21 protein-coding genes are annotated in these 20,771 nt (G+C 69.9%); 15 read left to right on the forward strand and 6 right to left on the reverse strand.

Annotated features, from left to right (window positions below):
* Both MFF42_RS00510 and MFF42_RS00515 read right to left on the reverse strand, forming a co-directional pair.
* Window positions 1-1,258, reverse strand: a 1,258-nt coding sequence (locus tag MFF42_RS00510; protein WP_238253551.1) for an extracellular solute-binding protein, incomplete at its 3' end; no start/stop codon positions are given.
* Between the two features lie 173 nt (window positions 1,259-1,431).
* Window positions 1,432-2,343, reverse strand: a complete 912-nt coding sequence (locus tag MFF42_RS00515) for a c-type cytochrome (RefSeq protein WP_238253552.1) — start codon at window positions 2,341-2,343, stop codon at window positions 1,432-1,434.
* Window positions 2,344-2,649: 306 nt separating this feature from the next.
* On the opposite strand from MFF42_RS00515, the gene MFF42_RS00520 reads away from it, so the two are divergent.
* The 4 genes from MFF42_RS00520 to MFF42_RS00535 all read left to right on the forward strand — a co-directional run bounded on the left by MFF42_RS00520 (window position 2,650) and on the right by MFF42_RS00535 (window position 4,942).
* A complete protein-coding gene (locus tag MFF42_RS00520; RefSeq protein WP_238253553.1) occupies window positions 2,650-3,393 on the forward strand; it encodes a 3-deoxy-manno-octulosonate cytidylyltransferase in 744 nt (247 codons plus the stop codon).
* 16 nt (window positions 3,394-3,409) lie between these two features.
* Window positions 3,410-4,267, forward strand: a complete 858-nt coding sequence (locus tag MFF42_RS00525) for a prephenate dehydratase (RefSeq protein WP_238253554.1) — start codon at window positions 3,410-3,412, stop codon at window positions 4,265-4,267.
* A gap of 92 nt (window positions 4,268-4,359) precedes the next feature.
* A complete protein-coding gene (locus MFF42_RS00530) occupies window positions 4,360-4,635 on the forward strand; it encodes a BrnT family toxin (protein ID WP_238253555.1) in 276 nt (91 codons plus the stop codon).
* On the forward strand, window positions 4,625-4,942 hold the full coding sequence (locus tag MFF42_RS00535; RefSeq protein WP_238253556.1) for a BrnA antitoxin family protein: 318 nt from the start codon (window positions 4,625-4,627) through the stop codon (window positions 4,940-4,942). The genes MFF42_RS00530 and MFF42_RS00535 overlap by 11 nt, the downstream gene beginning before the upstream one ends.
* A gap of 105 nt (window positions 4,943-5,047) precedes the next feature.
* On the opposite strand, the gene grpE is transcribed toward MFF42_RS00535, so the two are convergent.
* The gene (gene grpE, locus MFF42_RS00540) at window positions 5,048-5,656 is read right to left on the reverse strand and encodes a nucleotide exchange factor GrpE (RefSeq protein ID WP_238253557.1); all 609 of its coding nucleotides are present in this window, start codon (window positions 5,654-5,656) and stop codon (window positions 5,048-5,050) included.
* A 92-nt stretch (window positions 5,657-5,748) separates the two neighbouring features.
* Window positions 5,749-8,571 (reverse strand): [protein-PII] uridylyltransferase, encoded by a 2,823-nt coding sequence (locus tag MFF42_RS00545; protein WP_373875114.1) that lies wholly within the window; start codon window positions 8,569-8,571, stop codon window positions 5,749-5,751.
* 124 nt (window positions 8,572-8,695) lie between these two features.
* Between MFF42_RS00545 and MFF42_RS00550 the strand changes: the two genes are divergently transcribed.
* The 8 genes from MFF42_RS00550 (at window position 8,696) to MFF42_RS00585 (ending at window position 14,978) form a co-directional block, all read left to right on the forward strand.
* Window positions 8,696-9,670 (forward strand): aliphatic sulfonate ABC transporter substrate-binding protein, encoded by a 975-nt coding sequence (locus tag MFF42_RS00550; protein ID WP_238253559.1) that lies wholly within the window; start codon window positions 8,696-8,698, stop codon window positions 9,668-9,670.
* 69 nt (window positions 9,671-9,739) lie between these two features.
* Complete coding sequence (locus tag MFF42_RS00555; RefSeq protein WP_238253560.1) at window positions 9,740-10,585, forward strand: ABC transporter permease; 846 nt, start codon at window positions 9,740-9,742, stop codon at window positions 10,583-10,585.
* A 215-nt stretch (window positions 10,586-10,800) separates the two neighbouring features.
* Entirely contained in the window at window positions 10,801-11,100 is a 300-nt protein-coding gene (locus MFF42_RS00560; protein WP_238253561.1) for a nucleotidyltransferase family protein, read from the forward strand.
* On the forward strand, window positions 11,100-11,450 hold the full coding sequence (locus MFF42_RS00565) for a HepT-like ribonuclease domain-containing protein (protein WP_238253562.1): 351 nt from the start codon (window positions 11,100-11,102) through the stop codon (window positions 11,448-11,450). Before MFF42_RS00560 ends, MFF42_RS00565 begins: the two co-directional genes overlap by 1 nt.
* 28 nt (window positions 11,451-11,478) lie before the next feature.
* The gene (locus MFF42_RS00570; protein ID WP_238253563.1) at window positions 11,479-12,258 is read left to right on the forward strand and encodes an ABC transporter ATP-binding protein; all 780 of its coding nucleotides are present in this window, start codon (window positions 11,479-11,481) and stop codon (window positions 12,256-12,258) included.
* Between the two features lie 61 nt (window positions 12,259-12,319).
* Window positions 12,320-12,829, forward strand: coding sequence for an OsmC family protein (locus MFF42_RS00575; RefSeq protein ID WP_238253564.1), 510 nt, complete (start codon window positions 12,320-12,322; stop codon window positions 12,827-12,829).
* A 26-nt stretch (window positions 12,830-12,855) separates the two neighbouring features.
* Window positions 12,856-13,554, forward strand: coding sequence for a response regulator transcription factor (locus MFF42_RS00580; protein WP_238253565.1), 699 nt, complete (start codon window positions 12,856-12,858; stop codon window positions 13,552-13,554).
* Complete coding sequence (locus MFF42_RS00585) at window positions 13,551-14,978, forward strand: HAMP domain-containing sensor histidine kinase (protein WP_238253566.1); 1,428 nt, start codon at window positions 13,551-13,553, stop codon at window positions 14,976-14,978. The genes MFF42_RS00580 and MFF42_RS00585 overlap by 4 nt, the downstream gene beginning before the upstream one ends.
* 9 nt (window positions 14,979-14,987) lie before the next feature.
* On the opposite strand, the gene MFF42_RS00590 is transcribed toward MFF42_RS00585, so the two are convergent.
* Window positions 14,988-15,203, reverse strand: a complete 216-nt coding sequence (locus MFF42_RS00590; protein ID WP_238253567.1) for a hypothetical protein — start codon at window positions 15,201-15,203, stop codon at window positions 14,988-14,990.
* Window positions 15,204-15,609: 406 nt separating this feature from the next.
* Between MFF42_RS00590 and MFF42_RS00595 the strand changes: the two genes are divergently transcribed.
* The 3 genes from MFF42_RS00595 (at window position 15,610) to MFF42_RS00605 (ending at window position 20,525) form a co-directional block, all read left to right on the forward strand.
* On the forward strand, window positions 15,610-15,921 hold the full coding sequence (locus MFF42_RS00595) for a hypothetical protein (protein WP_238253568.1): 312 nt from the start codon (window positions 15,610-15,612) through the stop codon (window positions 15,919-15,921).
* Window positions 15,922-15,951: 30 nt separating this feature from the next.
* Window positions 15,952-17,433 carry a methyl-accepting chemotaxis protein gene (locus MFF42_RS00600; protein ID WP_238253570.1) on the forward strand — a complete coding sequence of 494 codons (1,482 nt, stop codon included), beginning with the start codon at window positions 15,952-15,954 and terminating at the stop codon, window positions 17,431-17,433.
* A 134-nt stretch (window positions 17,434-17,567) separates the two neighbouring features.
* Window positions 17,568-20,525 carry a bifunctional [glutamine synthetase] adenylyltransferase/[glutamine synthetase]-adenylyl-L-tyrosine phosphorylase gene (locus MFF42_RS00605; protein ID WP_238253569.1) on the forward strand — a complete coding sequence of 986 codons (2,958 nt, stop codon included), beginning with the start codon at window positions 17,568-17,570 and terminating at the stop codon, window positions 20,523-20,525.
* Between the two features lie 5 nt (window positions 20,526-20,530).
* On the opposite strand, the gene MFF42_RS00610 is transcribed toward MFF42_RS00605, so the two are convergent.
* A partial coding sequence (locus tag MFF42_RS00610; protein ID WP_283206842.1) for a cupin domain-containing protein occupies window positions 20,531-20,771 on the reverse strand: 241 nt, incomplete at its 5' end.

The raw sequence follows: 20,771 nt of genomic DNA on the forward strand, positions 1-20,771 counted from the left end.
CGGTGAAGACGCGCTCCGGCAGCTTGTCCTTCACGCTCTCCAGGATCACCTTCTCCAGGCCATCGGGCAGGCCCGACGAGGCGAGGTCCGAGCCGTAGAAGTAGGAATCGATCCGGCTGTAGAGGCCGTAGAAGAGCTGCCGGTTCATCTCCTCGAAGTTCAGGGCGAGGTTGAAGGCGCGGCGCACCCGCTCGTCCTTGAACTTGTCCCGGCGCAGGTTGAACACGAAGGCCTGCATGATGCCGGTGCCGCGGCCGGGGAATTCCTCCTTGATGAGGCGTCCCTCCTTCACCGCCGGGAAGTCGTCGTAGGCGGTGGCCCAGTTGCGGGCGATGTTCTCGGTGCGGAAGTCGTAGAGGTCGCCCTTCAGCGCCTCCAGCAGCACCGACCCATCGCGAAAATACTCGAAGCGGACCGTGCCGAAATTGTTGCGGCCGCGGCTCACCGGCAGGTCCTTGCCCCAGTAATCGGCCACGCGCTCGTAGACGGCCGAGCGCCCGGCATCGATCTTGGCGAGGCGGTAGGGGCCGGAGCCCAGCGGGATCTCCAGCGTCGTCTCGGTGGCGTTGCGCGGCTTGCCGTTCTTGTCGGTGCCGGTCCACCAGTGCTTGGGCAGCACCTGCATCTGGCCCAGCACCTGCGGCAGCTCGCGGTTGCCGGCCTCGCTGAAGCGGAAGACGACCTCGCGCTCGGCCCCTGGCTCGGCCTTGGCGACGGTGTGATAGTAGGCGGCGTAGAACGGGCTGTTGGCCTTCAGCGTGTCGAAGGACCAGATCACGTCCTCGACGGTGACCGGCTTGCCGTCGTGCCAGCGCGCGTTCGGCCGCAGGCGATAGGTGACCGACTTGCCGTCCTCGGCGATCCGCACGCCCTCGGCGAGGAGCCCGTAGGAGGAGAACGGCTCGTCGCCGGAATCCTCCATCAGCGTGTCGTAGATCTGGGTGATCCCGCCTTCGAGATCGCCTTTGAGGCCGTTGACGATGAAGTTGAGGTTGTCGAAGCCGCCCTGGGCTCCGAGCCGCACCACGCCGCCGATCGGCGCCTTCGGATCGGCATACTCGAAGTGCTGGAAGTCCGGGCCGTATTTCGGCTCGCCGAGGAGGGTCAGGGCGTGGCGCCAGGTGCCGGGGGCCTCCTGCGCCGAGACCTTCGAGGCGGATTCGGCGGGCTCCTGGGCCGAGGCGGGGCCGCGCAGCCCCAGGAGAACGAGCGCTCCGGCGAGGAAGCTGCGGCGAGCGATTACGGCGTTTTCCGTCACGTTGGCGCGGTCTCCCGATCCCGTGAGAAGGACAGTCGGGCGCCGTTCTAGGACGAGGCCGGGGCCGGCGCCAACCCGCCGCGACCGCGCAGGGGCGCCGCCGGGGCAAGCATGACGTGAAAAAGGCCGGGCTGCAGGGCCCGGCCTTTCAGGAAACTCGCTGGCGTCCTGCCTTACGGCTTCGGCGCGTCGGGATCGGCCTTGGCCGGAGGCTCGGTCGCCGGCGTGGTCTCGGAGCCGGGGCTCGCCTTGGTCGGGATGTCGCTCGACGGCTTGGCCACGGGAGGCTGGGTCGGGGCGACCTCGTTCTGCTGCGGCTGAACCTGCGGCGCCGGGACCGGACGGGCGGTGTCCTTGCCGTCGCCGGACTGGGTGTCGCCCTTCGGCGCGTTGGTCTGGGGCGCCTTCTCCTTGTTGCCGGTCGCGCTCTCGACCGGCCTCTCCTCGGCCTTGCTCTTGTCGTCGGCCTTCTTGTCCTCGGCCTTGCCCTCCGCCGGCTTGGGGGCATCCGCCTTCTTGTCGCCCTCCGGCGCGGTCTCGGTCTTCTTCTCGGCGGCCGGGAGCGGCTTCGGGCTGTCCGCGAGCGTGCGCAGATAGGCGATGACGTTGGCGCGCTCGGCCGGCGAGCTGATGCCGGCAAACGCCATCTTGGTGCCCTTCACGTAGCCCTTCGGGTTCTCGAGGAAGTGGTCGAGATCCTCGTAGGTCCAGTTGCCGCCCTTCTCCTTGAGAGCGGCGGAATAGTCGAAGCCCTCGTGATGGGCCTTCTGGCGCTCGACGATCTCCCACAGATCGGGGCCGACCTTGTTGGGGCCGCCCTTCTCGAAGCTGTGGCAGGCCTGGCAGGCCTTGGTGCCGCCCTTGCCCTTGTCGGCATCGGCGCTGGCGAGCCGAACGGCGATGGGCTCGGCCTTCGGCGCGGCGGCCGTCTCCGCGCTTTTCGGCGCCGGCTCTTCCAGAAGGTAGCCCGCCCCGTCGGCGGCTTTGGGATGATAGATCAGCTCCGCCACGAAGCCCGACCCGACCGCGAACAGGAGGGCACCCAAGACTGCGCCCGCGACCTTGTTCAGCTCGAAGGAATCCATGCTCGACAGCTCCGGCGCACGGGATCAGGACCCGGCGGATGAGGGCCCGACGGGCTGACGCCGGACTTTGGAGGATTTCAAGGGTGCTTAGCCGCTCGGGCCCGATCTTGACAATGGGCCTCGCGCGCTGCGCGCTGTCGCATACCGTTATTCCTCACAGATGCCGTGCGCGCGGGCCGCGCCCGTTGCAGCCCTGCCGCACCCGAAGGCGAGGCAAGAGAGGGAAAGGACCGGCCATGACAAGCCGGACGGCCGCTGCTAGAGCCGCCCCTGTCCGTTTCGCCCGATGCTCGTCGCACCGCTGTCATGTCCGATCCCCTGATCCTGATACCGGCCCGCCTCGCCGCGACCCGGCTGCCGTCGAAACCGCTCGCCGAGATCGCGGGCGAACCGATGATCGTGCATGTCTGGCGCCGCGCCGTGGAGGCAGGGATCGGCCCCGTGGTGGTCGCCACCGACACGGACGCGATCGCCGCGGCGATCGAGGGGCAGGGGGGGCTGGCGGTGATGACCCGGCCCGATCACCCCTCCGGCTCCGACCGCCTCGCGGAGGCGCTCGAGATCGTCGATCCGGACGGCAACCACGACGTCGTCGTCAACGTGCAGGGCGACCTGCCGACCATCGACCCGGCAGTCATCGCCGCGGCGGTGACGCCGCTGGCCGACCCGCAGGTCGATATCGCCACCCTCTGCGCGGTGATCCATAGGTCCGAGGAGATGGACGACCCGAACGTCGTCAAGATCATCGGCCATACGGTCGGACCCAACCGCCTGCGCGCGCTCGCCTTCACCCGCGCCCGCGCGCCCTGGGGCGACGGACCGCTGTTCCACCATATCGGCCTCTATGCCTATCGCCGGAAGGCGCTGGCCCGGTTCGTCGCCCTGCCGCAGGGCGAGCTGGAGCGGCGCGAGAAGCTCGAACAGCTCCGCGCCCTGGAGGCCGGCATGCGCATCGACGCGATGATCGTCGAGGACCTGCCGCTCGGCGTCGACACCCCCGCCGACCTGGAGCGCGCCCGCACGCTGCTCGCCATCCGCCGCCTGAACTGAACCCGCTGAAGCACCGATGACCGACCGCACCATTGCCTACCAGGGCGAGCCCGGCGCCAACTCGCACATCATCTGCTCGCAGGCCTATCCCGGCTGGACCGCGCTGCCCTGCGCCACCTTCGAGGACGCCTTCGCCGCGGTGAACGAGGGCAAGGCGTCCCTTGCGATGATCCCGATCGAGAATTCGATCGCCGGCCGGGTCGCCGACATCCATCACCTGATCCCGACCTCGCGCCTGCACATCATCGCCGAGCACTTCCTGCCGATCCATTTCCAGCTGATGGTCCTGCCGGGCGCGGCGGCGGAGGGCCTGACGAGCGTGCACAGCCACGTCCACGCGCTCGGCCAGTGCCGCCGGATCATCCGGCGCCTCGGCCTCAAGGCGGTGGTGGCCGGCGACACCGCCGGGGCCGCCCGCGAGGTGGCGGAGGCGGGAGACCCGACCCGCGCGGCGCTCGCCCCGGCCATGGCGGCGGAGGTCTACGGGCTCGACATCCTGGAGCGCGACGTGGAGGACGAGGCGCACAACACGACGCGCTTCGTCGTGTTCTCGCCGGAGCCCGCCGAGGTCGAGCCGGGCAACGGGCCGACGGTGACGAGCTTCATCTTCAAGGTCCGCAACATTCCGGCGGCGCTCTACAAGGCGCTCGGCGGCTTCGCCACCAACGGCGTCAACATGTCGAAGCTCGAGAGCTACATGGTCGAGGGCCAGTTCACCGCGACCCAGTTCTACGCCGAGGTCGACGGCCATCCCGAGGATGACGGCCTGCGCCGAGCGCTCGAAGAGCTGCGCTACTTCTCGAAAGAGCTGCGCATCATCGGCACCTACCCGGCCCACCCGTTCCGCGAGACCACGCGGCAGGCGGCGGAGTAGCCGGCGATCGACCCCAGCTGCGCCGCTCGCTGAGCGATCGGATTGTATCTACAATACGATTGCCGCGAAGATCGGACAGGGCTACAGTTCAGATGCTGATTGTCTGGGACGAGCCCAAGCGACTGACCAACCTGCAGAAGCACGGCCTCGACTTCGCCGATTTCGAAGCAGGCTTCGACTTCGAGACCGCCCTGGTCGAAGTCGCGCGGACGAGTGCCGTCGGTTCGGCCCGGATGAAGGTCATCGGCGAGTTCAAGGGACAGACCGTGGTGGCTGCGGTCATCGCTCCTTTGGGACAGGAGGCGATATCGCTCATCAGCCTCCGCCGGGCCAGCCGAAGCGAACGGAGGCGCTACGATGCCCGCTGACAAGTCCGAGCGTTCACCGATCTCGGATCCCGAGGAGGCCCGGATCCAGGCCGGGATAGCGGCCGATCCCGACAATCCGGAATGGACCGAGGAAGACTTTCAAAGAGCTATTCCCTTCAGGGAGGCGTTCCCCGTCCTCGCCGACAGGTTGCGCCGCGCTCGCGGTGCGCAGAAAGCCCCGACCAAGCAGCTCGTCAGTCTGAGGCTCGATCAGGACATCCTGCTTCGTTTCAGGGCGACCGGTCCCGGTTGGCAGTCCCGCATGAACGAGGCCCTGCGGCGAGCCGCGGCGGACCTGCCTGACTGAGGATCTCTCACCAATCTCCCGCCGCACCGCCGCCGCCGCGAGGGCGGTGGTCGGTGATCGAACGTTCGGCGAAGTTTCTTTCAGTCGGAAAAGTCGCCCGCCGCCTTACGCCGCGTCGGCGGGCTTGTCCTTGCCGCCATCGGGCTTCGGGCCGCCCTTGGAGACGCCGACGAGGGCCGGGCGCAGGGTCCGGTCACCGATGACGTAGCCGGTCTGCACCACCTGGACCACGGTGCCGTTCGGAACCTCGGTGTTGGGCACCTCGAACATCGCCTGATGCCGGTTCGGGTCGAAGCGCTGGCCCTTGGGATCGACCACCTTCACGCCGTGGCGCTCCAGCGTCTTGGCGAGATCCCGCTCGGTCAGCTCGATGCCCTCGATCAGGGCCTTGAACGCGCCGTCCGCGCTCGCGCGGGCATCGGCCGGCACGCTGTCGAGGGCGCGGCGGATGTTGTCGGCGGCGTTGAGCATGTCGCGGGCGAAGTTCGTCACCGCGTAGGTGCGGGCGTCGGCGACCTCGCGCTCGGTGCGGCGGCGCAGGTTCTCCATCTCGGCCAGCGTGCGCAGCAGGCGGTCCTTAAACTCGTCGCGCTCGGCGATCGCGGCCGCGAGCCCTTCCGCATCCGCGCCCGCGATCGGAGCGGCGGGCTGCGGCGGAACCTCCGCCTCCGCGCCGTTGTGCCGCTCCTGCTTCTCCATGTCGTCAGCCATCATCGTGCGATCGATCAGGTCTCGAAGTGTTCCGGGATGCGGCTGATATCATTCGGGCAAACCGCGAAATCAAGCGAGAGCGAGCCAAACGCCGCCTACAACTCCCGCGGCGGCGGCGAATCGACCAGCGCGTCGAGCCCCTCGGCGCGGAGCGCGGCGACGTCGCTGGCGAACACCTCCATCACCGCGGCGCGGATCATCGCGAGCCGGTCCGGCTGGACCACGCGGGTGCCGGTGAGGTCGGTCACGTAGAAGACGTCCACCGCCCGCTCGCCGAAGGTCGCCACATGCGCCGAGGTGATGTTGAGGCTCAGGCGATTGAGCGCGGTGGTCAGCTCGTAGAGCAGGCCAGGCCGGTCGAGGCCGGTGATCTCCACCACGGTCTCGCGGCTCGACAGGGCGTTGTCGATCGACACGTCCGGCGGCACGAGGAAGGTCTTGGGCGGCTGCTTCGGGTGCTTGTCGGCGACGAGTTCGGCGATCTTGATCTCGCCCTTGAGCGCGCGCTCGATCGCGGTGGCGATGCGGCCGGCGCGGCGCAGCTCGTCCTCGTCCCGCTCGAAGGCGCGGGAGATGAAGATCGAGTCGAGGGCGAAGCCGTCGGTCGTGGTGAAGATCTGCGCGTCGACGATGTTGCCGCCGGTCGTCGCGCAGGCGCCGGTGATGATGGCGAGCAGGCGCGGGTGGTCCGGCGAGTAGACCGTCAGCTCGGTCACGCCGCGGACCGGATCGGTCTCGTAGGTGGTGGCGCTGGTGCGACCCTCCTCCATCACCGTGCGCAGGAAGCGGGCGTTCTTGTAGTGGCGCGTGGTGTCCACCTTGAGCCAGTAGGCCTGATTGTGGCGCGCGGCGTAGGCGTCGAAGGTGTCGGTGTGCCAGTCCGAGAGCTGCTCGCGCAGCGCCATCTGGATCAGTCGCACCCGGTCGGTGCGGGCGATCTCCGAGTGGCCGCCGGAGAGCACCACCTCGGTCTCGTCGTAGAGCGTGCGCAGCAGCGTGCCCTTCCAGGCGGTCCACACGCCGGGCCCGACCGCCTTGATGTCGGCGACGGTGAGGATCGCGAGGAGCTTCAGCCGCTCCAGGCTCTGCACCTCGCTCGCGAATTTCTCGATCGTCCGGTGGTCGGAGAGGTCGCGGCTCTGCGCCGTCATCGACATGAGCAGGTGGTGCTCGACGAGCCAGGACACCGTCTCGGTCTCGGCCTGGCTCAGCCCGAAGCGCGGGCCGAGCTTGCGAGCGATGGCCGCGCCAGCGATCGAGTGATCCTCCGGCCGCCCCTTGGCGATGTCGTGCAGCAGGATCGCGACGTAGAGGGCGCGGCGGTTGTGGATCGTGTCGATGAGGCGCGAGGCCAGCGGGTGCTCCTCGCGCACCCGGCCGGAATCGATCGCCGCGAGGACGCCGATGGAGCGCAGCAGGTGCTCGTCCACCGTGTAGTGGTGGTACATGTTGAACTGCATCATCGCGACGATGCGCCCGAATTCCGGGATGAACCGGCCGAGCACGCCCGCCTCGTTCATCGACCGCAGGATCGTCTCCGGCGCGTTCTTCGAGGTCAGCATGTCGAGGAAGAGCCGGTTGGCCTCCGGGTCGACGCGCACCGCGTGGGTGATCAGCCGGAGCGAGCGGCTGGCGAGCCGCGCCGCATCCGGATGGATCGGCAGGTTGTGCCGGTCGGCGAGCCAGAACAGGCGGATCAGGTTGACCGGATCGCGCTCGAACGCGTCCTCGCCGCGGATGTTGACCCGGCCGTTGTCGATCCAGAAATCCTCCGCCTCGATCGAGGTGGCGCGGAAGCGGTCGCGGAAGCGCCCGATCCAGCGGTCGAGCACCGGCGTGCGCTTGGCGTGACGCGCTTCGAGCTCGGCGCAGACGATGGCGGTGAGGTCGCCGACATCCTTGGCGATGAGGAAGTAGGCCTTCATGAAGCGCTCGACGCCCGACAGCCCGCCGCGGGCGCCGAAGCCGAGCCGCTCGGCGATCTTGGGCTGAAGCCCGAAGGACAGCCGCTCCTCCGCCCGGCCGGTGACGAAGTGGATGTGGCAGCGTACCCGCCACAAAAACTCCTCGCAGCGCTCGAACAGCTTGTACTCGTCGGGCGTGAACAGGCCGGCATGGATCAGCTCGACCTGATCGCGCACCCGGTAGGTGTATTTGGCGATCCAGAACAGGGTGTTGAGGTCGCGCAGGCCGCCCTTGCCGTCCTTGACGTTGGGCTCAACGAGGTAGCGCGAGGCCCCCGCCTTGGCGACGCGGGCGTCGCGCTCCCGCAGCTTGGCGTCCACGAATTCGGACGCCGAGCCGATCACGAGTTCCGTGTCGAAGCGCGTCACCAACTCCTCGAAGAGGTGGCGGGAGCCGAAGAGGAAGCGGGATTCGAGCAGAGCGGTGCGGATCGTCATGTCCGCGCGGCCCTCGCGCAGGCATTCCTCGACCGAGCGCGTGGCGTGGCCGACCTTCAGCTTCAGGTCCCACAGAACGTAGAGCATCGCCTCGACGACGCTCTCGGACCACGCCGTCTGCTTGTAGGGGAGCAGGAACAGGAGATCGATGTCCGAGCCGGGCGCCATCGTTCCGCGCCCGTAGCCGCCGGTGGCGACCACCGCGAGCTGCTCGCCGGTGGACGGATTGTCGTTGGGGTAGAGGCGCCAGACCACGGCGTCGTAAATCGCCCGCACCACCGCGTCGGTGAGCCGGCTCAGCCGCTGCGCACAGGCGATCCCGTCCCGTTCCTTCATCAGAAGGCGCTCGGCCTCCCGATGGCCGGTCTCGATCACCTTGCGGAGTTCGGGGACGAGCAGGCCTCGCAGCTTGGTCGGTTCGCGGGCGTCGCGGTCGAGCGAGGCGACGATCTTGTCCAGGACGGGAACGGGGTCGAACATGGCCGTTCCGTTAGCATGTAAAGCCAGGATCGGCATCGGTCGGTTGCGTGCAACCCACCCGTTCTGTTCTGCGAATTTTTCGTTTGACGAAACGAACGTGACTGTTCTAGCCATCGTTCGGATCCGCGCATCAAGCCGGACCGACGAGGGAGACAGCCGCATGATCCGACGCCGCACCGTCCTGTCCGCCTGTGCCGGATTGCTCGGCCTCCTCGCGGCCGGCTCGGACCTGCGGGCCGCCGACGTCTCGGAGATCCGGCTCGACTGGGCGACCTACAATCCGGTCAGCCTCGTCCTGAAGGAGAAGGGCTTTCTCGAAGAGGCGCTGAAGGCCCGCGGCATCAAGGTGCGCTGGGTCCAGTCGCTCGGCTCCAACAAGGCGCTGGAATTTTTGAACGGCAGCGCCATCGATTTCGGCTCGTCGGCCGGCGCGGCGGCGCTCCTGGCACGCATCAACGGCAACCCGGTCAAGGTCATCTACGCCTATTCGCGGCCGGAATGGACCGCGCTCGTCACGCGCAAGGAGACCGGGATCACCAAGCCCGCCGACCTCAAGGGCAAGCGCATCGCGGTGACCCGGGGCACCGATCCGCACATCTTCCTGATCCGCGCGCTCCAGAGCGCCGGACTGACCGAGAAGGACGCCAAGCTCGTCCTGCTGCAGCACGCCGACGGCCGCACGGCGCTCGACCGCGGCGACGTCGATGCCTGGGCCGGCCTCGACCCGATGATGGCCGCCGCCGAGATCGAGAGCGGCGGCGTGCTGTTCCACCGCGATCCGAGCGCCAACACCTGGGGCGTGCTCGACGTGCGCGAGGATTTCGCCAAGGCGCATCCCGATCTCGTGAAGGTCGTCATCGCGGCCTACGAGCAGGCCCGCGCCTACGCGCTGGCCAATCCCGACGCCCTGAGGAGCGCGCTCGTCGCCGCCACCAAGCTGCCGGAGGCGGTGATCGCCAAGCAGATCGAGCGCACGGACCTGAGCCAGCCCGCAATCGGTCCGGCCCAGGCCGACAGCATCCGCGCCGCCGGTCTCGCCCTGCAGCAGGCCGGTGTCATCCCCGCCTCCACCGACGTGGCGGCGGCGGTGGACGGCCTGATCGATCCGCAGTTCAATCCGGCCCCGACCCGCTGATGCCGGTGCGGCCGCATGGCTCCGCCGTGCCGCGGTTCCGGTGAGCCGAGAGACCGGTACGAGAGTGGTATGAGTGCTCCGGCGATCCTGTCCTCCGAGGAGGAGCAGCCCGTTTCGTCCGCCCCTTCCCGGCGCTCCGCCGTCCTCGGCGGCGGCGCGCGGCTGGCGCTCGGCCTGCTGCTGCCGCTCCTCCTCGCGCTCGGCTGGGAGGTCGCGGTCGCGACAGGGCTCTCGTCCGGGCGCCTGCTTCCGCCGCCGAGCCGGGTCGGGGCCGCGCTCTGGACGCTCGCGGCCTCGGGCGAACTCTGGATACATGTCGAGGCGACCCTGATCCGCGTCGGCCTCGGCTTCGCCTTCGGCGCGAGTGCCGGCATCCTCGCGGGCGCGCTCACCGCGACGCTGCCGCCCCTGCGGTGGCTGGTCGATCCGAGCCTCCAGGCCCTGCGCGCCGTGCCCTCGCTCGCCTGGGTGCCGCTGTTCATCCTTTGGTTCGGCATCCTGGAGACGCCGAAGGTGGCGCTGATCGCGGTCGGCGTGTTCTTCCCCGTCTATATCGGGGTTGCCGGCGCCATCGCCTCGGTCGATCGCAAACTGGTGGAGGTCGGCCGCATCTTCCGCCTCTCGAAGGCGGCGCTCGCCCGGCGCATCCTCCTGCCGGCCGTGCTGCCGGCGACGCTGACGGCGCTGCGCACCGGGCTCGGCCTCGGCTTCCTGTTCGTGGTGGCCGCCGAGCTGATGGGCGCGTCGGAAGGGCTCGGCTACCTGCTCCTCGACGGCCAGCAATTCAGCAAGCCCGACCAGATCCTGGCCGCGATCATCAGCTTCGCCGTCGTCGGCAAGGCGGCCGATGCGGGGCTCGTCGCGCTCACCAATCCGCTGGTGCGCTGGCAGGATACGGCGCGGGAGACGCTGTGATACCGTTTCCGGTTGATCACCTCGGGCCGTGCCCCATCCCGTCATCGCGAGGCGGAGCCGAAGCGATCCAGCGCGCGACATATCCGAAGAGGTCGCGCCCTGGATTGCCACGGCTTCGCCTCGCAATGACGGCGGATGGTGAAACCGAAGTAATCAACCGGAAACCGTATGAGGCGACGGATGACGGGCTGGACCGCCTTCGGTAAGGTATCGCCATGACCCGCGATGACGTGATCTGTCGGCTGCGCTCCGTGGAAGACGATCTCCGCGCGCACGGGGTCGCGGCCCTGTTCCTGTTCGGATCGCGGGCGCGGGACGAGGCTCGGCCCGATTCTGACCTCGATCTCTTCATCGACCCGGCCGACGAGGACAGCTTCGGGCTCACCGCCTTCGATGAATCCTACGCGGTGGTCGAGCGCGCCTTCCCCGGCATCCCGGTCGGCTACTCGACGCGCGACGGCCTGGTCCCGGTCTTCCGCCCCTACATCGAGCGACAGGCGATCCGGATCTTCTGATGGATTCCGCCAAGCTGCCCGAGGTGCGGCTCCGACATATCCTCGAACAGATCGACGGCATCCTCGCGGCGACGCGGGGGCGGACATTCGAGGAGATCCAGGGCAACTTCCTCTACGAACGGGCCGTCGAGCGGGCCGTCCAGATCATCTCGGAGGCGGCCAAGGAACTCCCGGCCGAACTCCGCGAGCGGCATGCCGACGTGCATTGGCAGCCGATCATTCGGATCGGCAATCTCTTGCGGCACGAGTATTACCGGATCCGGTCTCGTGACATGTGGGAGATCGCCTCGGTCCATCTGCCGGTCCTCCGCCCCGCGATCGAGCGCATGCTCGCCGAGTTCGACGCTTGATCTTTCCGGTACGATTTCTGCCGCGACCATGCTGAGCATCCAGAACCTCTCCAAGACCTATGCCGACGGCACCCGCGCCCTCGACGGCATCGGTCTCGACGTGCCGAATGCCGAGATCGTCGCGCTGATCGGCGGTTCGGGCTGCGGGAAGACCACGCTCCTGCGCCTCATCGCCGGGCTCGACCGGCCAAGTGCCGGCCGGATCGCGCTGGACGGCGAGCCGATCACCGGGCCTCATCCCGGCGTCGGCCTCGTGTTCCAGGAGCCGCGCCTGCTGCCCTGGCTCGATGTGGCCGGCAATGTCGGCTTCGGCATCGATCACCTGACGCGGCGTGAGCGGAGGGACCGCGTCGCCCACGCCCTGGAGCGGGTCGGCCTCGCCGAGCATGCCGGGCGCTGGCCCCGCGAGCTGTCGGGCGGGCAGCAGCAGCGCGTCTCGATCGCCCGCGCCTTCGTGGCCAACCCGCGCGTCCTCCTTCTCGACGAGCCGTTCTCGGCGCTCGATGCCTTCACCCGCAAGGATCTCCACCGCCATCTTCTGGCCCTGTGGGAGGAGGTGCGGCCGACGGTGCTGATCGTCACCCACGACGTCGCCGAGGCGGTGGCGCTCGCCGACCGCGCCATTGTCATGCGCCCGCATCCCGGCCGCCTCGACGACACGGTGGCCCTGCCGATGCGGAGGCCGCGCGATCCGGCCGCGCCGACGAGCGAGGCGGCCACGCGCACGATCCTCTCGGCCCTCGACCATTCCCTGCGCCCGCGCGATGCCTCCCATGCGCCGGCACTGGCCGGCGGCAGCTCGTTCTGAGGTGTCGCGGGGGTGGGAAAGCCGCTAAGCCCGGCCCGGTCAGAAGAAACGGAGGAACTCCATGGACGCCAACGCCCTGCGCGCTCTCCAGGCGCCGCTGAAGAACAAGTACCGCGAGACGCCGGATTCCGCCGTCATCACCCTGAAGGCGAAGGGTGCGCTCGACGACACCAGCATCGCCTGCAAGGTCGAGACCGGCCGCGCGCTCGCGGTCGCCGGCCTGCACCCCGCCACCGGCGGCTCGGGCGCCGAACTCTGCTCCGGCGACATGCTGCTCGAAGCCCTCGTCGCCTGCGCGGGCGTGACCGTAAAGGCGGTGGCCACCGCCCTCGAGATTCCGCTCAAGGCCGGCACGGTCAGCGCCGAGGGCGACCTCGACTTCCGCGGCACGCTCGGCGTCGACAAGGAGGCGCCGGTGGGCTTCCGCGCGATCCGCCTGACCTTCGACCTCGACACCGACGCGCCCCAGGAGAAGCTCGACCAGCTCTTGAAGCTCACCGAGCGCTACTGCGTGGTGTTCCAGACTCTCAACCACAAGCCGGAATTGTCGGTGAACGCCTCGCGCTCCTGAGGCGCGAAGCTTATCTATCGCGCGTCATGCGCCTGCTCATCATCGAGGACGACCGCGAGGCCGCCGCCTATCTGGTCAAAGCGTTCCGGGAAGCCGGGCACGCCGTGGACCATGCCGGCGACGGCCTCGACGGCTACGCGCTCGCCCGCGAGGGCGATTACGACGTGCTGATCGTCGATCGCATGCTGCCGAAGCTCGACGGGCTCTCCCTCGTGCGTTCCTTACGCGAGCAGGCGATCGCCACGCCGGTCCTGATCCTGTCGGCGCTCGGCCAGGTGGACGACCGGGTGAAGGGCCTGCGGGCGGGCGGCGACGACTACCTGCCCAAGCCCTACGCCTTCTCCGAGCTTCTTGCCCGCACCGAGGTGCTGGCCCGCCGCCGCGCGGCCGCGGCCGGCCCCGGCGAGGCCACGGCCTACCGGGTCGGCGATCTCGAACTCGACCGGCTCTCGCACCGGGTGACGCGGGCGGGCCGCGAGATCGTGCTCCAGCCGCGCGAGTTCCGGCTGCTCGAATACCTCATGCGCCATGCCGGCCAGGTCGTGACCCGGACGATGTTGCTTGAGCATGTCTGGGACTACCACTTCGACCCGCAGACCAACGTCATCGACGTCCACGTGTCGCGCCTGCGCGCGAAGATCGATCGCGGCTTCGATCGCCCGATGATCCACACGGTGCGCGGTGCGGGCTACGTGGTCCGGCCGGACGAGCCGCAGCCCTCGTGAGCCCCGCCGCGCCGCCGCCGCAGGACGGGCTCCTCGCGCGTCTCGGAAAGATCTTCCGCACGACGGCGTTCAAGCTCTCGCTCGCCTATCTCGTGCTGTTCGCGGTGCTGGCCTCGCTCGGGCTCGGCTACGTCGCCTGGAACGCGCGGCGGGTGCTCGACGACCAGATCGTCTCGACCATCGATGCCGAGATCAACGGTCTGTCGGAGCAGTACACCGCGGGGGGGCTGCGCCGCATCATTGCGGTGGTGGAGCGGCGTGCCAAGGAGCCGGGGGCCTCGCTCTACCTCGTCACCACGCCGGCCGGCGAGCACATCGTCGGCAATGTCAGCCGCGTGTCGCCCGACATCCTGGCCCGGCCCGGACAGTACGAGGGGTATTACGGGCGCGGCTCCGAATCGGACCAGGGCGAGCACCGCGCGATCATGCGCGTCTTCAACCTCGCCGGCGGCTTCCGCCTCCTCGTCGGCCGCGACACCGAGGAGCGCGACCGCCTGCGCGCGGCGATCGGCAACACCTTTGGCTCCTCGCTGGCACTGGTGGTGATGCTCGGCGTGCTCGGCGGCTGGTTCGTGGCGAGCCGCGTCCTGAAGCGCGTGGACGACATGACCGAGACGACCCGCACCATCATGGCGGGCGATCTCGACGGGCGCTTGCGGGTCGCCGGCACCGGGGATGAGCTCGACCGCCTCGCGCAGAACCTCAACCTGATGCTGGAACGCATCGGCGAGCTGATGCGCGGCATGAAGGAGGTCTCCGACAACATCGCCCACGATCTCAAGACGCCGCTCACGCGCCTGCGCAACCGCGCCGACGAGGCCCTGCGCAATGCCGAGACGCCGGAGGCCCTGCGCGCGGCGATCGAAGGGGTGATCGAGGACAGCGACGGGCTGATCCGGGTGTTCAACGCGCTGCTCACCATCGCCCGCCTGGAGGCCGGCAACGCGCCGGACAGCGTCCGCCGCTTCGATGCCGGAGAGGTGGCGCGGGAGGTGGTCGAACTCTACGAGCCGCTCGCCGAGGACAGGGGCCTGAGCCTGAGCGTCCAGGCCGAGCCGGATCTGATCCTCGACGGGAACCGCGAACTGGTGGGCCAGGCCATCGCCAACCTCATCGACAACGCCATCAAGTACGGCGCCCGGTCCGCCGCATCCGATCCGCAGGAGATCACGGTTGCCGCGGGGCGCACCGGCGACATGATCCGGCTCACCGTCGCCGATCGCGGTCCCGGCATTCCGGAAGGCGAGCGCGGGCGCGTACTCGACCGCTTCGTGCGTCTCGACGCCGCCCGCTCGCGCCCCGGCTTCGGCCTGGGTCTCAGCCTCGTCAACGCCGTCGCCCGGCTGCACGGCGGCCGCCTCGACCTCGCCGACAACGGGCCGGGGCTCGCCGTCACCCTCAGCCTGCCGGCCGGGGCGGCCTAGGGGCGGGTCTCAGTTCAGGAAATTGCGCACGCCGTCGGGGTCGGCGAGCGTCGTCAACGGGCTGCCGGGCAGAGCCAGAACCGCCAGCACGACCGCTAACGTGACCGTCGCAAGCCCCAGCGCTGCCCCGAGCCGCTGTGGGTCGAACCGGCGGCTCGCGATCAGCGCGCAACCGGCCGTGAAGATTGCGGCCTCGGCGAAGGAAATCAGGTTGGTGCTGCTCATCGACTCGCTTTCGTCCCGGGTCGCCGCATCGTTCGCGGGGATAGCACGAGACCATGACGCTCCGGCACGCCGGGGGACAACCGGTGATCCGCCGGACTGCTTCCGCTCCCTCGGGACAGGATGACGACCGAGCCGAAAAAGTTCGGTTAAGACATGACGTAATGAGACGATCAGGCCTCCGATCAATCCTTGCACGCCGGGCCTCGCGAGCGGCGCAACGTCATGGTCGGCCCCGCATCATGCTACTTGTCGTCGTAACTCCGACTTAACATAGAGCAGTTATCGGATGGGCATGGCTTGTCCGAGGGTGGATCGCGGCGTTGAATCGATGTCGGGTGAGAGGATCCAGGCTCAATCTTCGGCTCTCTTCCCCGCGCGAGTTTGGCTGCCGCCGATGGCCGTCCTGATGCTGAGCCTGCTCGGCGCCGCGTGGCTGGGAAATCCGGTCGCCGAGCCGGGTCAGCCGGTCGCGGCATTGTTTCCCCCCTGGTGGGATTCGGCTCGCAGCCTCGGCGCGGCCGCCACCGCCGGCGGAGCCGTTTTGACGCTCGGTCGGCTGCCGGGGCTCGTCGTGACCCGATCGTCCGCCCCCGGCTTCGTCGAGCGCCTGCGAGCGGGCGGCGCCCTCTTTCTGTTCGATCCGCGCGGGCTCGGCCTCTGCACGCCTGCCCGAGCCCGGCGCCCCGAAGGGCGGCGCCCCGAAGACGAGCGTTCCTGAGACCGACGACCCGAGAGCCACGACTTGAAAGTGACGACAATGACCGTCTCCCGTCCGCGCGATCTCGACAGCCTGCGCCGTGCCGTGAGCCGCGGCCTCGTCGCCCTGCTCTGGCTGCATGTCCCGCTCAACGTCGCCGTCGCGGCGTATCTCGGCAACGCCGTCTGGGTGCAGGGGCTGATGGCGTTCGGTCTTGCCGCGGCAGCGACCGCCGCGTGGCGGATCAACGGCGACGGGCTCGCGACGCGTCTGACCGTCGCGGTGGCGGTGATCGGCATGGTGGCGCTGTTGCTGGATGCCGCGGCCGGCCATCCTTGGCAGCTCGACCTGCACATGTACTTCTTCGCCGCCCTGGCGGTGCTCTCGGCTTATTGCGACTGGCGGGTGCTGGTCGCCGCCGCCGGCGCGACCGCGCTCCACCATCTCGGCCTGAACCTGATGTTGCCGGCGGCGGTCTATCCGGACGGAGCCGACCTCGGCCGGGTAATGCTGCATGCCGTCATCGTCGTGCTGGAGACGGCCGTCCTCGCCTGGCTCAGCCTGCAGCTCGCCTCTCTGTTCTCGGTCTCGGCCCGTTCGCTCGCGGCGGCCGACGCCGCGCGCGCCGCGGAGAGCGAGGCCCATGCGCGTCAGAGCGCGGCCGAAGCGGAACTGCGCGCCGCCCGCCGCCGCACGGCCGACGAGATGGCCGAGCGGTTCGAGAGCAGCGTGAATGGCCTCGTCCGAGAGGCCGCCGAATCCGCCAACCGGGTGCGGCAGGCCTCGCAGGATCTCTCCGCCGCCGCGGGCGACGCCGCCCGTCGCACGGCGGCCCTGTCCGCCGCCTCGCAGGAGACCGCCGCCGACGTGCAGGGCGTGGCGGCTGCGGCCGGCACGCTCTCGGCCACCGTGCGGGAGATCGGAAGCCACATGGCCCGCGCCGCCGAGGTGGCGGGCCGGGCGACCCAGGAGGCGGGGCAGACCGACGAGACCGTGCGCGCCCTGGCCGAGGCGGCCCAGCGCATCAATCAGATCGTGCTGCTGATCGGCACCATCGCCGAGCAGACCAACCTGCTCGCCCTCAACGCGACGATCGAGGCGTCGCGCGCCGGCGCCGCCGGACGCGGGTTCGGTGTCGTGGCGGGCGAAGTGAAGGCGCTCGCGACCCGCACCGCCCGCGCGACGCAGGAGATCGAGGCGCAGATCCTCGCGATCCAGGAGCAGACGGGGCAGGCGGTCGCCGCCATCGGCCGGATCGGCGGAACGATCGAGGAACTCGGCAGCATCACCCGCTCGGTTGCCGCGGCCGTGGAAGGACAGGGGGCGTCCACCGCGGCCATCGCCGACAGCGCCGAACGGGCGGCCCTGCGGACCGGGGCCGTCTCCGACAATCTCGACGGTCTCGCCCGCTCCGCCGATCTCACCGGCACCGCCGCCGCGGCCGGTCTCGACGCCTCCGAACGCCTGGCCGGCGAGTGCGACGCGCTCGCCGCGACCGTCCGCGACTTTGTCGGCACGCTTCGCGCCGCCTGAACTCGGGAGCTCCGTCTCGCCGCTTCCGCCCCGTTCCGTCCGAAACGCCCTTGGCAGACGGGCGATTGCGCGTTTGATGGGCAAAACGCGCGTTCCGGCGGCGACCCGGGCGCCTCGAAGCGGGAAGGCACGGCATGGGCAGGCGAAACGACGGGTCTTCCGCCCGCGACGACGGCACGTCCGCCCTGATCGCCCGGTTGGGGCAAGCGCCGCCGCTCTCGAACCCCGAAACGGCACGAGCCCGCTTCGGCGAGATCGCCGACGCGCTCCCCGCGCCGATGCGCGAGGGTCCTGCCAGCGACATTCTGGCGGCGCTCGCCGACCACTCGACCTTCCTCTGGTCGCTCGCCGCGCGCGATCCCGCCCGCCTCGCCCGCCTCTTCGACGAGGCTCCGGAGGCCGCCGACGCCCGGCTCGTCGCGGCGCAGCGCGCCGCCGGCCGGGCAGGGGAGGGCGCGGCGCCCGATCTCGACGCGGTCGGCAAGACCCTGCGCCGGAACCGGGCCGAACACGCGCTCCTCGTGGCGCTCGCCGATATCGGCGGCATCTGGCCCCTGGAGCGGGTGACCGCCGCGCTTTCCGACTTCGCCGACGCCTCCGTCTCGGCGGCCGTCGATGCGATGCTGCTCCAGGCCGCCGCCTCCGGGCGCTTCCTGCCCAAAGATCGGAACGATCCGCAGGTCGGCTCGGGCCTCGTCGTGCTCGGATTGGGCAAGCTCGGCGGGCGCGAGCTGAACTATTCGAGCGACATCGACCTGATCGTCTTCTTCGATCCCGAGGCCGCTCCGCTCAAGGAGGGGCTGGAGCCGACGCCGTTCTTCACCAAGCTGGCGCAGGGCGTCTCGAAGCTGCTGCAGGAGCGCACCCGCGACGGCTACGTCCACCGCGTTGATTACCGCCTGCGCCCCGACCCTGGCTCGACGCCGACCGCCATGAGCCTCGCCTCGGCCTACGTCTATTACGAGACCATGGGGCAGAACTGGGAGCGGGCGGCCTTCATCAAGGCCCGCGCCATCGCCGGCGACATCCCCGTCGCCGAGCGGTTCCTCGCCGACCTCACCCCCTTCGTCTGGCGCAAGTACTTCGATTTCGCGGCGATCGCCGACGTCCACGCCATGAAGCGGCAGATCCATGCCGTGCGCGGCCACGAGGCGCTGGCGGTGGCCGGCCACGACATCAAGCTCGGCCGCGGCGGCATCCGCGAGATCGAGTTCTTCGTCCAGACCCAGCAGCTCGTCTTCGGCGGCCGTCGGCCGATGCTGCGCGGGCGCTCCACCGTGCCGATGCTGAGAAGCCTGCACGAGGACGGTTGGATCTCGGCGCAAGCGCGGGACGAACTCGCGGACGCCTACGCCTTCCTGCGCACGGTCGAGCACCGCCTGCAGATGGTGCGCGACGAGCAGACCCAGCGCCTGCCGACCGACCGGACCGAGCTCGAAGCCTTCGCGCGTTTCGCCGGCTATCCCGACCTCGCCGGCTTCGAGGCGGCCCTGCTCGCCCATGCCCGCCGGGTGCAGGCGCATTACGCGCTGCTGTTCGAGGCCGGGCCCGACCTCTCCTCCGATGTGGGCGATCTCGTCTTCAGCGGTGCCGCCGACGACCCGGCGACGCTCGCCACCCTGCGCAGCCTCGGCTTTCGCGACCCCGAGCGGGTCACCGACACCGTCCGCGGCTGGCATTTCGGACGCCGCGCGGCCGTGCGCAGCCCGCGCGCCCGCGAGGTGCTGACGGAACTCGTCCCCGCCCTGCTCAAGGCGCTCGCGGGCACGCCCGATCCGGACGCGGCGCTCGCCAACCTCGACCGCGCCTTCGGCCGCATGCCGGCGGCGGTGGAGCTCCTGACCATCCTGCGCGAGCACGAGCGGCTGCGGCTGCTCTTCGCCGACCTGCTCGGCAGCGCCCCGCGCCTGGCGGGGACCGTCGCCTTCTCGCCGCACGTGCTGGACGCGGTGATCGATCCCGAATTCGGCGATCCGACGGTGGATGCGTCGGCGATCGCCGCGCATTACCGCGCCCTCCTCGGCCAGCCCGACAGCCACGAAGCGTTCCTCGACCGCAGCCGCGACGCGGCCCGGCAACTCCGCTTCCTCACCGGCGCGCGGCTTCTCTCCGGCATCCTGACGCCGCAGGCGGCGGGCTGCGCCTTCTCGGCGATCGCCGACGCCGCCGTCGCGACTGCCCTGGAGACCGTGTCGAAAACCTTCTTCGCGGATCATGGCCCGATCCCGAAAGGCCGCATCGTCGTCCTCGGCTACGGCCGGCTCGGCTCGCACCAGCTCACGGCGGAATCCGACCTCGATCTCGTCGTGCTCTACGACTTCGACCCGGAGGACCGCACCAGCACCGGCCCGAAGCCCCTCGACGCGGCGGTGGCCTACAACCGGCTGACCCAGCGCCTCGTCGCGGCGCTCACCGCCCCGACCCGGCGCGGCCTGCTCTACGAGGTGGATCTTCGCCTGCGTCCCGGCGGCGGCCAGGGTGCGACCGCGGCGCAGTTCCGCAGCTTCCGCGCCTACCAGCGGGACGAGGCGGAGCTGTGGGAGCACATGGCGCTCACCCGCGCCCGCGTCATCGCCGGCGACGCGAGCCTCGCCGAGGAGGCGCAATCGGTGATCCGCGAGGCGCTGATGCAGGCGCGCGACCCGGAGGCGGTGAACCGCTCGGTGCGCGCCATGCGCGCCACGGTCGAGGACGAGAAGGGCGATCACGGCCCGCTCGACCTCAAGCTCAGCCCCGGCGGTCTGCTCGACCTCGACTTCCTCGCCCAGGCCCTCGTGCTCGGACATGCCCACGGCCATCCCGAGCTGATCGGGCGCGATGCCCCCGAGGTGATCGCGCGGGCGGCGCAGGCCGGGCTCGTGCCGGCCGACGAGGCGGAGCAGCTCGTCGACGCCTACCGCCTCCTCGACGACGTGCATCATTGGCAGCGCCTGATGGTCGAGGGCGACCCGACCCAGGCGTCCGACGTGGCGCTCGCCCGCCTCGCCCGCGCCGCCAACCTGCCCGACGCCAAGGCGCTCAGCGCCCGGCTCGACGAGGAGCGGCGGGGGGTGCGGAGGATCTTCGACCGCCGGCTCGGCAAGCCGGATTGACGGTTTCAGCCCGGCACGACGAACGACTTGGTCTGCGGCAGGGCATCGATCGCCGCGCGGTCGAGCTTGGTGTGCGCCTGCACCAGGGCGTGCGGGGTCAGCGCCATCCATTGCCGCAGGGAGACATCGACGTAGCGCGGGCTGCGGAACATCTCGAGGAAGGTCAGCGGCGTGTCGCCGGTATTCTCGATGTAATGGCCCATGGCGAAGGGCACGTAGCCGACATCGCCGGCCTGATAATCGAAG

This window comes from Methylorubrum podarium (assembly GCF_022179745.1).
Taxonomy (GTDB): Bacteria; Pseudomonadota; Alphaproteobacteria; order Rhizobiales; family Beijerinckiaceae; genus Methylobacterium; species Methylobacterium podarium.